Source organism: Bacillota bacterium (genome assembly GCA_012839765.1).
Classification (GTDB): Bacteria; Bacillota; Limnochordia; order DUMW01; family DUMW01; genus DUMW01.
In genome coordinates this window covers 1-10948 of record DUMW01000070.1, presented here as the reverse complement: position 1 = coordinate 10948, position 10948 = coordinate 1, and the positions used below count along the sequence as shown (strand labels likewise).

Genomic DNA, 10948 nt, shown 5'->3' with positions numbered 1-10948 from the left:
GGGCGATCACATTGGCAATGGTATAGGTTTTTCCCGTACCCGTGGCCCCCAACAGAATCTGGGCCTTCTTCCCCGCCAGGATGTTGCTGCTCAGCTTCTCGATGGCCTGGGGCTGATCCCCTTTGGGGGTGTAATCAGAAACCATGGTGAATTTCATCGTAATCGCCAGCTTCCTCCAAAATATCCGCAGTAGTCTCCCAGACGAAAGGCTGCTAGCCTAAAGTCATTTTACCATAGCAGATCGCTACATCCAAGACAAGGGTCCCGTCGGGAAACCAGCAGTAAATGTAGGTTTAGTCTCCATTATCGCACATATGTTCGGAAAGAACAACCCTGGGGAGAAGCGGCGGAGGATCCGGCCGATTGCTAATGAAGGAACAGGGAACAAGGCCCCTTGTCCCCTGCATTGTTGTTCACTTCTGCTTACCAGCCCAAGAGGTCCAACCCCGTGGCAGAGCTGGGCACCCGCAAGGCCGGCAGGTGTAAGCAACCGATGATGAGGACAGCTAAAACCACCACCAAAAGTAGGATATCCAAACTAATTCCCTTAATGGTAAGCCCCCCGACGGTGATGCTGGCCCCCTGCAACCGGGGACTAGCTAGCAGCCGGCGCCTGCGGTGCGCAAACCACCGCTTTCCTTGGAGGTAGCCCCAGCTACCAACGCGCACCAAGACCCGCAGACCCTCCCAAAGTAAGCTGCCCACACCCATAAGGCTTAACCACCTTGGCGGTTGCCATCGGAAGGCTTTACTGCGCAGTCCCGCCCAACACAAGGCCACACCTAAGCCCAAGGTGACCACCATCCCCACAAGATCCGCGGGGTTCCAGAAAGATAAGTTCTCATTAAAGACAAGCCCCAGCTTTTCGGCTGCCGGTTGGGCCCAGGTCTCAAGGAAGAACGTCGGCCTTAGACCGAACCCCAGGATCACCAGGCCCAAGACTCCCAAGGCCACTACGGTAGACCGGGTCATTACCTTGGGTTCCCACTGCTGTTTCGGCTTCCCTAGGAACATCAGGTAATACAGTTTGGCAAAGGATGTGGCGGTTCCTACACCCACTAATAGGAAGAGCCTTTCCACCCAAACCAGCCATGCAGGACCGGTGTCCGCGGCGAGACTAACCGCATGATGGAGTAAGGTCTTACTGGCATAGCCATTAAAGCCCGGTGCACCGGTGATCCCCAAGACCGCAAGAAGCATTAACACAGCGGTAACGGGTAGTCGCCGCCATAACCCCCCTAGCTGGTTCAGATCCGTAGTCCCCGTCTGCAGATAGACCACACCCACACCCAGAAAGAGCGCCGCCTTAAACAAACCATGGTTCACAATATGGTAGAGGGACCCCAAGAAACCGATTCCACCCGCTGGCCCCAAAAACAACCCAATGCCCAGGCCTAAGATGATGTACCCCATTTGGCTCACACTGTGATAGGCCAAAAGCCGCTTGGCATCACTTTGCAAAAGCGCCGCGCCCACTCCGAGCAACATGGTCCAGCCGCCGAGAAATGTCAAAGCCGGCCCTAACCAGGGAATAACACTTTCCCCACCCAGTCCCCAGCCTGCCAGTGCACCAATCCGGAGGAGACCATAGGCACCTACTTTGATTAACAACCCCGAAAGCAGCGCACTGGCCGGTGTAGGGGCCACCCCATGGGCGTGGGGTAACCACAGGTGCAAGGGGACCATCCCTGCCTTAATTCCGAACCCAGCCACCAGCAGTGCCACTCCCCAGGACACCCAAGAAGACTCCACAGCAATCCGTCCGGCACCGAGTATCGGCACGCTCCCCGTGGCTCCCAGTAGCAAGACGATGCCTAAGAGAATAAACAACCCCCCGGCAATACTAAAGAAGAGGTAGAGGTACCCGGCCCGGATGGCTTCCAGGTTCCACCGATGGATCACCCAGAAAAAGGAGGTAATGGTCATCAGCTCAAAAAAGAGCAACAGCGTCAGCAGATCCCCCGCCAAAAAGACTCCTATTACTGCAAAGAAGGTCAAAAGGGAACAGAACTGAAATCGCTCTGGGCCGCCCTCGTGGGCCATGTATTCTGGCGCGTAGAGGGACACGACCCACCATAGAAAGGCCGCAAATAGCAAGAAAAGGGCAGATACAGCATCCATCTGAAATCGGGGCACGAAGGGACCGACCCAGGGCAGGGTATACACCAGCTGGGTACCCCGCAAGTATTTCTCCGCTCCCCAACCCATCACCAGCAGTACTAGGAAGCTAGCAAGTAAAGGCAGACTCCGCCCCCTACGCCCTAAGCCCAGCAAGGCTAACGCGCCAACAAGGGGAATCGCCGGCAACACCAGAAATAACATTACAGTCCACCCCCACTAAAGAACCAATCCACAACACTTTCCACACCCCGCCAAACGAGCCCAGGCCACAAACCAATCATGAGGACCATCCCCACCAGGATCAAGGTGGGCACTAACATCAGCCGGCCACGGCCTGCTGGTCTCCCGACCCCTTGGCTTGGTTTCCCCTGAAAAGCACGCATGAGGATGGGGACAAAATAGAAGGCATTCAACAGGCCACTGACACCCAACACCACCGCCATGGGCCACATGCCCCCCGCCACACTGCCCTTGACAAGATAGTATTTGCTCCAAAAGGCATTGAGGGGCAACATGCCGATCATGCCCAGGCTACCCACCCCGAAGGCCACCAAGGTCCTGGGCAACTGCCAACCCACCCCCGCAAGCCCGCTAACGCGGACTTTGCCACTTTCCTTGGCCATGATCCCGGCGCCGAAGAAGAGGACGATTTTCAACAGAGAGTGGTTGAGCATATGAAAGACGGCGCCAGCCAAACCCCAGGGATGCAGGGTGAAGGCCCCAAGCAGCACGTAGGACAGCTGACTAATGGTGGAATAGGCCAATCGGCGTTTTAACACATCTTGTCTTAGGGCCACGAGACTACCGCCCACAATGGTAAAGGCCGCAAGCCAAGGCAAAAGGACGCTGAGTCGCAGCTGACTCATCAGGGCAGGGCCGAAAATGGAATAGATTGTGCGCAAGATCCCGTAGACACCGCAGTTCACCACCGCTACGGCGTGTAAAAGAGCACTTACGGGTGTGGGAGCCACCATGGCCGCTGGTAACCAACGGTGCAGGGGCATCACCGCCGCCTTCACGCCAAAACCGATCACGAAAAGGGCTAACAACCAGTCTAGCCCTGGGCGCAAGTCAGCACCCGCCAGCAGCGCCTCCTTCGCAAACTCCAAGGGGCCACCCACCCAGAAATGCAAGATTACGATCCCCAAGAGGATCGCCCCGGCACCGGAAAGGTGGTAGATAATATATTTTGTCCCAGCCTTCACCGCTGCGTTGTTGCGCTCATGGATCACCAAGGGATAGGTGACAAAGGTCAAGAGCTCATAGCAAAGGTACAGGGCCAACAGGTTGCCGGCAAAGGCGACCCCTAAGGTGACGCTAAAGGCCAGGAGGAAATATACGTAATAGGTGCGTTCATGCCTTCCTGTAGCAAGGTACCCAAAGGAATAGAGCAAAGCAAAGACCCACAGGGTGGAGACAAGTAGCGCAAACAGGGCCCCCAGGGGATCCGGATGTAAGCTGAAGGTGAACCCCCCTATATTGGCGGCAAGTCGCGGACCTTCACCGGCGAACACCGCCAGGGCCACCCGCCAAGTGAAGAACGCTCCCAGGGCGCAAAAAACCAGGGCCACCATCTGTCGCAGGGTTCCTGTGGCTTTGGGCAACACCGCCAAAAGTAGCCCGCCCACCACTCCGCTAAATAGTGCCAAGAGCAGATCAATCATCTGTTTGCCTCCCTCCCCTAATGAATCGCCAACAACTCATGGGCCACTCCCTTGGCCAGTTCCAAGCAGGGTCCCGGGAACAATCCCAAGAGCAGAACTCCGGCCCCAAGCAAGATTAGCGCCAGTTTCTGTGGTAGCCCCAACCCCATTGATGTCTCTGCGGGGGCCGGTGCAAAATAGGCCACCCGGATGATGGGGAAAAGGTACGCGGCACAAAGGACACTACCGGCAATGAGTACCGCGGCCGCAAGCACATTCCCGGTCTCCAGGCTACCCAGCAACAAATACCATTTGCCCATAAATCCCGAAAACAAGGGAATGCCCACTAGGCCCAGACAGGCCACAGTAAAGACCCCCATCACCAGGGGCAGTTTACGACCAACACCGGCCAGTTCCGAGATTCGGTTCCGGCCTGTGGCACTAATCACGGCCCCAGCCACCAAGAACAAAGCGGCCTTGGTCACCGCGTGGCTGGTCAGATGAAAGAAGGCGCCAGTTAGGCCACGGGGATTCATCAGGCCCAGACCAAGAAAGATGTACCCGATTTGCGCCACGGTGGAAAAGGCCAACCTGCGTTTCAGTTCATCGGTCTTAAGGGCATATAGGGATGCGGCGATAATCGCGATCATGCCTAGTAGCACCAAGACCCGATCCATGGAGAACTGTGTCAGGAGTGAAACCCCAAAGACGTTAAACAGTATCTTGATCAGACACAGCAAATACCCCTTGACCGCAAGCCCCGAAAGTAGCGCGCTGGCGGGTGTAGGCGCCAGGGAGTGGGCATCGGGTAGCCAGCTGTGCAAGGGAAATAGGGCAGATTTCACACCAAAGCCCACCAACATTAGGCTCATGGCCACCCAGACCACATGGGGGTAGTGTTGCCACACCCGGCCCAACTCCACAGATGCATAACCGATATTCAAATGACCGGTAGTAACATATATTAGTCCGATGCCACCTAAGATCAGCGCCGATCCCAGCGTGGCCAGGATCAGATACTTAAACGCCGCTTCCGCCGCCCGGGGGTGCTTTCTGGCACTGACCAAACTGCAGCAACTTAGGGTGGCCACCTCTACTAGGACATAAATATTGAAAAGATCATTGGTAAGCGCCATCCCCGCCAAGGTACCGCCCAAGAGCAGGGAGAACACGTAAAAGCGAGTACTTCGCTGGGGCCCACCCACCTCGGCACTTAGGTTCCCCAAGGCATACAAATGCACAGGCAGACCCACACCGGCCACTATCAGGATAAAGAGGACGGTGAGGCTGCCGGCCATCAGTTCGATCCCCCAGGGGGCTGGCCACCCACCCATCTGGTAAACCAAGGGCATCCCCCGGCGAAAGAATAACAGGGCCAGGGAAATTGCTCCGCCGATACCTAACACTTGAACACCTACGACCAGGGTTTCCACCCACTTTAGCCGACGAGCCAAGGTGGGCAAGGTCACAGCAACGAAAACGGGAATGATCACTACAAAGGCTGGTAAATGGGTTTTCATTACAGCTGTCATCTTCTGGTCCCCTCACGTATCATCTGGGCGATCTGATTGGCGTCAGTGGTGCCATAGGCCCGATACAGGCGAATGATCAAGGCCAAAGCGAAAGCGGTCACGCTGACGCTCACCACGATCCCGGTCAACATCAATGCCGAGGGCACCGGATTGATGTACACAGCGCCCGGGTTTTCCGGATCCAAGATGGGTACCGCACCACCTCGGATATTCCCTGCCGCGATAAACACCAGGAAAATGGCACTTTCCATGATGTTGATCCCGATCAACTTCTTAAACAGGTTCTCCCTGGTAACGACAGTGAGGGTGCCGATGGCAAAGAGCATCGCCGCAACACAATAGGGGTAATTGATGAGTAGTTTTTGCAGCAGTATTCTCACGTCTCTCCCTCCAGCATGGTAAAGAACAAAGTAATCATGGTGCTGGCCACCCGAATGCCCACTCCCAGACCGATCAAAGAAATTAGCCCTCCCGAGGAAAGTGCCCCAGGCACCCCGAGTTCCACACCGGCCAGCCGGTTGGCCAGGAAAGGCACGCCGCGAAAAATCCCCACCAAACCCAGTAGCCCATACCACAGGGTGCCGTAGCTTTCTGTAAAGACGGTGATCTTCTCCGGCACCTTGGCCCGTCCCCGATCCATGCCGTAAATGCTGGCAAAGGCAATCAGGGCCAGGCCCACCACGATCCCCCCGGCAAAGGAACCCCCCGGGGAAACATGACCGTGAAAAATCACATAGAACCCATAGATCATCACAAAGGGTAAGACCAAAGCGACGACCTGCTTAACGATAAAGTCTTTCATGGCCAGCCCCCTTCCCTTCTTTGGTCTTTATGGTGACTACTACCGCCAGCACCGCGGTAAACAAGACGATGGTCTCAAACATGGTGTCATAGGCCCGGTAATCCAACACGATGGCGGTAACCATGTTGAAGACCCCAGCTTCCTCCAAGGCCTTGGTCACATAGCGCTGGCTCACCACCCCATGGGCGGGGTTCTCTGGTTGACCGTAGGGAGGTAGCTCAGCTACCGCTAGGAGCACCACATAGATAGCAAGCAACACCATAACAACGATGAGCAGGTTCCGGAGCTTCACTGTTCACCCTCCTTACGACTGGTGCGGTAAATAACCACCATCATTAGGACAGTCATGCAGATCCCCGCGGCCGCTTCCGTAATGGCAAGATCCGGGGTATTCATCTGCAGCCAAATCACTGCCATGACTAGGCTGTACACACCGTAGACGATCACCGCATGCAGCAAGTCCTTAATAAAATACACCGCTAAAGCCGCGACAATAAGCATGGACAGCAGGACCATGATCCCGTAATCGATGGCTATAAAGGTCATCTTCTTCACCTCTTCATCAACTTGGTCCCCTGCACCGGTGGCACCTGGCCAAGGAGCCCTGCCTTTACCACCAGATGCGTCATGGTCGGATTGATAATCCAAAAGAAGGCAAGGATGAACAGCAGTTTGACCCGTAACATCCAGTGGGGGCTTGTGAGTAGCAGACCCAGTCCTGCCAGACCCACTCCCAAAGTGTCGCTGATGCTCAGACCATGAATCCGGTTGTAGGGGTCCGGTAGCCGATACAAACCCAGCGTGCCAATGCCAAAGGCGCACAGGGACCCAGCATAACAAAGACCAGCTAAGACTTTAATCATGGGAAACTCCAACCTCTCCCTCTTCTGGGTAATCCGATAGCTGGGGTAGCTTGATCTGCCAATCCTTGGGGGTCAACACCCGCAGAATCCACAAGCTACCCACAAAACTGCATAACATAAACACAAAAGCCACATCGATGAAACCGTAATCCCCGCGAATAAAGGCCAAGAGTAGAATGATCACACTCACCTTGCTACTGATGGCGTTAATGGCAACCAGCCGGTCAAGAACCGTGGGACCGATAATCGCGCGCCACAGATCGATGAGGATCAAGCCCAAGAGCCCCATTAGTAGCCACTGCATCCTTTGCCCTCCTTTGGCTCAGTAGTTCCAGATCCCGGATCTCAGGGATCAGCTTCCACGCTACCACCCCATCGGCAATCTCTTTGGTAAGAGCATGGACAGTAAAGACACCGGTATCCGGGTCAATATCCACGGTCACTGATCCAGGAGCAATGGTAATGCTGTTGGCCAAGAACACCCTGCCCCAGTTGGTTGTCAGGGGAGGACGAAAAACCAGCACCACCGGGTCTGCGGCGGGCTTTGTAAGTAGAACTGTCTTCGCCACCATAACACTAGATTCTAGGATAGACATAAATAGGGAAAGTAGACAGCGGGCAAAATAGAGAAGTTCCTTGCCGGAATTGAACTGGGGCCACCGCCCAATCAGCTCCCGCCAGAACCACACTGTAAGCAAGGCTAAGACTGACCCCACCAGTAGATGCTGGAGGTCCGCTTCAGCAGACACCACCAGCCAAAAGATGAGCAACAAAGCAAACAGCACAACAGATCGCTTTCCCAACCCAAACCCTCCTCCCACCCTAAACGAAGTATGCTGTTAAGAAATCTTTACTAAGCTTCCTGCCTGCCAAGGCAAACCCAGACGGACATACTCCCCCTCCTTCCTCAATTTGGAGCCTCTTCGATAGCCTTTCGGAGAGCGTCGCCCCGATCCTTACGGATCCGGCTCCGCCCGATAGCCTCCACCAGACCCGAGCGGATCAGCATACGTAACGCTCTCCTGTTCAGTCCTGCGATATATACACTCTTTCCTCGGCTCTTAAGCTGTCTCACCGATTCTTTGATGGCTAAGGCCCCGGTCTCATCCATCACAGGTACAAGGGAAAAATCCAAGACTAAGATGGGCCCTTGGGCCAGCTCATTAAGCTGCGTCCGCCAGCTTTCCACCCCCGTAAAGAACAATGGACCATCAATGGTCAGCACTTGGATCTCCGGACGGGGGGAACCTGCTACAGCAGCCTCTATGGCTCCTCCCCGCACCCGGGGAAGCACACTCAAGTCCACAAGCACTACACAGGCAGTCAGCAGCACGCCCGCTCCCACTCCCAGGATCAGACCGTGGGTCACCGTAAGGAGTGTGGTAATGAACATAATTAGCCCATAACTCCACCGCACCCGGGGTACCAAACGCATGCTTTTCCAGTCCGCGGTCCGAATCGAGGCAATCATCAGGATCGCGGCTAAGGAAGCTAGCGGGATACGCCTGGCCACCGGGCCAAACACCACCACCATCAATAGAAGAAAGATGGCGTGAAGCATACTGGACAGTCGCGTCCGCCCACCACTGTGCACATTCACACCGGAACGGGCAACGGCACCGGCCACGGGTACACCACCCACCAAGGCAGAGACAATGTTCCCCAAACCCTGGCCGATGAGTTCTCGGTTGCTGTTATGCTGGCAGCCTAGCATTTGGTCGGTAACCTCTGCAGATAACAAGGAGGAGACGCTACCAAGCAAACAGATGGTAACGGCCGGCATCACCAACTGCCCAAGATTTGCCCAGGGCAGCTGTGCTAGAGTCAATTGGGGCATCTGAAAGGACAAATCCCCCACCACATGGGGACTATGGAAGAGAAGTTCATTGAAGATTAGACCGGCGATTAGCCCAAAGAGGGATTCAGGAACCCCTTTGAAGTAGCGTAGACTAATGAGGATCACTGTGGCGGTGATGATGGTAATCACTGGGGTTTGGAGGGCATCATCGATTGCCGTCATGAAGAACAAAACTGCCACTCCATTGGTGAAGCCTGCGATCACCGGCTGGGGCAGATACTTCACGAACTTGCCAAGGCGGAGTAAGCCTAGAATAATCTGCAACAACCCCGCCATGGCGCCCGCCAAAAACATCCCGCCGACCCCATGTTCCCGTACAATCCCTACCAGCACTGCGGTCATCGCTCCGGTGGGCCCAGTGATCTGCACACCGCAACCGCCGAACAACGCAGCGATAAACCCTCCGAAAATCGAGGCATAAAGACCCGCTAGTGCCCCTGCTCCGCTGGCAATGCCGAAGGCAATCCCTAGGGGCAAAGCCACTACCGCCGCGGTGGCGCCCCCAACTACTTCACCTCGTACCCGCTGCCATAATGATTTCACGAACTCTCACCCCGCCCTAAGTGGTACCCAGCACTTTTGCTGAATATAAAAAAAGCGCAAGCAGAGCCCACTATGGACTCATACGCACGCTTGGACCACTCCTACGGGGTTAGCTGACGGGTTCGGACACCCAAGTTGCCCTACCTGAATGAATTCAGGATTCACCCCACTTAAAGGGTCCCCCGTTTCCAGATTGAGAATTCGGAGATCGCATCTATTTTAGTTGACAATTACACCACAAGTATATCAGACGCCCAGCAAAAGTCAAGATAAGGGTCTTTCTGCAGCGACCCCATACAATCGGAAGTTCAGGAAAACTCCTCCTTCACTATTATTGACATATCCCACATAGTGGTAATAAGATCAAAATTAGTAATGTACATAGTCTTGAGAATCGGCTGTCACGGGCTTACACGACTCAATCTTACGGACTATGCGGATGCCATCTACACAGAGTCTACTTCAGATTAAGAGAAAGTTTTGTACCATAAGACTGATACTGACCCAACGCTCGATCAGATCGGAGGGGTGCCTAGCAATAAATTTTCGCTTCAAAATTAGTCTAAACTTGAAACTAGGAAGGAGAATACAGCCTTGTTCAGACAGAAGAACATTTGTCTGCTTAGTTTGTTTTTCTTGGCACTAATTGTCTTCGCAAGCTCCCTTGCGGTTGCTAATGAGCCGCAAGAAAAGGTGACACTCACCCTGTCTCATGCATGGGGCGGTACCCGCATTCCCCTCATGGAAGAGCAGCTACGCAGATTTGAAGAGAAATACCCCTGGATCGAAGTGGAGGCAGAACTGCACGACTTCAACTTCGATAAAGTCATTTTGTCCATTGTGTCCGGATCGCCACCCGACGTGGTCATGTTCAACCGTAGCGACGTACCCAGCTGGGCCAGGGAAGGTTTTGTCATGCCGTTGGATCCCTTTTTCGGCGAAGACAACTTTGATCCTGGCATCTTCTTCCCCCCAGAATACGAACTGTGTATTTACGGCGGTCAAACCTACTCCCTGCCCATGCCTGTAGGAGGCGGCGGCCAGCTCTTATATTACAACCGCGATCTATTGGCCGCGGCCGGCTTTGACCCCAACAATCCCCCCCAATTCTGGAGTGATTTAGAACTAGCGGGGAGAAAACTAACGGAGTTCGACGGCGACAAGCTAACCCAAGTGGGTTTTGTACCGGGTTATGTAAGTGCCAGCAGAATTCCCTTCTGGGCTGCCCTCAACGGATATCTACCCATACAAGACAACGGCCGGAAAGTGGATTTCACCCATCCGAAAGTTGTAGAAGCCATGAATTGGGTCGCGGATTACAGAGAAGGCATTCTCCGGGGGATGATCAACACCCTGGAGCCGCGGGGCGAACCAGGATTCTTAATTGGTAATACCGCCATGCTCACCAACGGCGACTGGTTCTATTTCGAGGCGCAGAGACAAGCGCCTACCATCGATAGAGTGAGTCAAGCATAAGTGGGGGAGAGCTCCCTCTCCAATATTTGGAAGTCAGAAACTGCTACCCTCGGTCAGCAGTCTGTTGAAGAAGTTCGACATCCCCCCGGAAGAAGTCCTGCCTGCGTAAG

General features: G+C 54.7%; 13 protein-coding genes. 1 reads left to right on the top strand and 12 read right to left on the bottom strand.

Annotated elements, in window-relative coordinates; translation table 11 throughout:
* The 12 genes from GXX57_07325 to GXX57_07270 form a co-directional block, all read right to left on the bottom strand.
* A partial coding sequence (locus GXX57_07325; GenBank protein HHV44463.1) for a DEAD/DEAH box helicase family protein occupies positions 1 to 157 on the bottom strand: 157 nt, incomplete at its 3' end.
* Positions 158 to 423: 266 nt separating this feature from the next.
* Entirely contained in the window at positions 424 to 2322 is a 1899-nt protein-coding gene (locus tag GXX57_07320; protein ID HHV44462.1) for an NADH dehydrogenase, read from the bottom strand.
* Positions 2322 to 3785, bottom strand: a complete 1464-nt coding sequence (locus GXX57_07315; GenBank protein ID HHV44461.1) for a monovalent cation/H+ antiporter subunit D family protein — start codon at positions 3783 to 3785, stop codon at positions 2322 to 2324. Before GXX57_07315 ends, GXX57_07320 begins: the two co-directional genes overlap by 1 nt.
* A gap of 17 nt (positions 3786 to 3802) precedes the next feature.
* Positions 3803 to 5296 carry a hypothetical protein gene (locus tag GXX57_07310; protein ID HHV44460.1) on the bottom strand — a complete coding sequence of 498 codons (1494 nt, stop codon included), beginning with the start codon at positions 5294 to 5296 and terminating at the stop codon, positions 3803 to 3805.
* Complete coding sequence (locus GXX57_07305) at positions 5293 to 5622, bottom strand: cation:proton antiporter subunit C (protein HHV44459.1); 330 nt, start codon at positions 5620 to 5622, stop codon at positions 5293 to 5295. Before GXX57_07305 ends, GXX57_07310 begins: the two co-directional genes overlap by 4 nt.
* Positions 5623 to 5672: 50 nt before the next feature.
* A complete protein-coding gene (locus GXX57_07300; GenBank protein ID HHV44458.1) occupies positions 5673 to 6098 on the bottom strand; it encodes a sodium:proton antiporter in 426 nt (141 codons plus the stop codon).
* Positions 6079 to 6390, bottom strand: a complete 312-nt coding sequence (locus tag GXX57_07295) for a hypothetical protein (GenBank protein HHV44457.1) — start codon at positions 6388 to 6390, stop codon at positions 6079 to 6081. The genes GXX57_07300 and GXX57_07295 overlap by 20 nt, the downstream gene beginning before the upstream one ends.
* Positions 6387 to 6644, bottom strand: coding sequence for a DUF4040 domain-containing protein (locus GXX57_07290; protein HHV44456.1), 258 nt, complete (start codon positions 6642 to 6644; stop codon positions 6387 to 6389). The genes GXX57_07295 and GXX57_07290 overlap by 4 nt, the downstream gene beginning before the upstream one ends.
* 5 nt (positions 6645 to 6649) lie before the next feature.
* Entirely contained in the window at positions 6650 to 6961 is a 312-nt protein-coding gene (locus tag GXX57_07285) for a monovalent cation/H(+) antiporter subunit G (GenBank protein HHV44455.1), read from the bottom strand.
* Positions 6954 to 7265: a hypothetical protein gene (locus tag GXX57_07280; GenBank protein HHV44454.1), complete on the bottom strand. Its 312-nt coding sequence runs from the start codon at positions 7263 to 7265 to the stop codon at positions 6954 to 6956. Before GXX57_07280 ends, GXX57_07285 begins: the two co-directional genes overlap by 8 nt.
* The gene (locus GXX57_07275) at positions 7186 to 7764 is read right to left on the bottom strand and encodes a Na+/H+ antiporter subunit E (protein ID HHV44453.1); all 579 of its coding nucleotides are present in this window, start codon (positions 7762 to 7764) and stop codon (positions 7186 to 7188) included. The genes GXX57_07280 and GXX57_07275 overlap by 80 nt, the downstream gene beginning before the upstream one ends.
* Before the next feature lie 104 nt (positions 7765 to 7868).
* On the bottom strand, positions 7869 to 9362 hold the full coding sequence (locus GXX57_07270) for a SulP family inorganic anion transporter (protein HHV44452.1): 1494 nt from the start codon (positions 9360 to 9362) through the stop codon (positions 7869 to 7871).
* Positions 9363 to 9956: 594 nt separating this feature from the next.
* Between GXX57_07270 and GXX57_07265 the strand changes: the two genes are divergently transcribed.
* The gene (locus GXX57_07265; protein ID HHV44451.1) at positions 9957 to 10838 is read left to right on the top strand and encodes an extracellular solute-binding protein; all 882 of its coding nucleotides are present in this window, start codon (positions 9957 to 9959) and stop codon (positions 10836 to 10838) included.
* Positions 10839 to 10948: the final 110 nt, after the last annotated feature.

Excerpts from the sequence above, each read along its gene's own strand:
- GXX57_07320 (HHV44462.1), bottom strand. The coding sequence starts at position 2,322 with ATGTTATTTCTGGTGTTGCCGGCGATTCCCCTTGTTGGCGCGTTAGCC.
- GXX57_07315 (HHV44461.1), bottom strand. The coding sequence starts at position 3,785 with ATGATTGATCTGCTCTTGGCACTATTTAGCGGAGTGGTGGGCGGGCTA.
- GXX57_07310 (HHV44460.1), bottom strand. The coding sequence starts at position 5,296 with ATGACAGCTGTAATGAAAACCCATTTACCAGCCTTTGTAGTGATCATT.
- GXX57_07305 (HHV44459.1), bottom strand. The coding sequence starts at position 5,622 with ATGCTCTTTGCCATCGGCACCCTCACTGTCGTTACCAGGGAGAACCTG.
- GXX57_07300 (HHV44458.1), bottom strand. The coding sequence starts at position 6,098 with ATGAAAGACTTTATCGTTAAGCAGGTCGTCGCTTTGGTCTTACCCTTT.
- GXX57_07290 (HHV44456.1), bottom strand. The coding sequence starts at position 6,644 with ATGACCTTTATAGCCATCGATTACGGGATCATGGTCCTGCTGTCCATG.
- GXX57_07285 (HHV44455.1), bottom strand. The coding sequence starts at position 6,961 with ATGATTAAAGTCTTAGCTGGTCTTTGTTATGCTGGGTCCCTGTGCGCC.
- GXX57_07280 (HHV44454.1), bottom strand. The coding sequence starts at position 7,265 with ATGCAGTGGCTACTAATGGGGCTCTTGGGCTTGATCCTCATCGATCTG.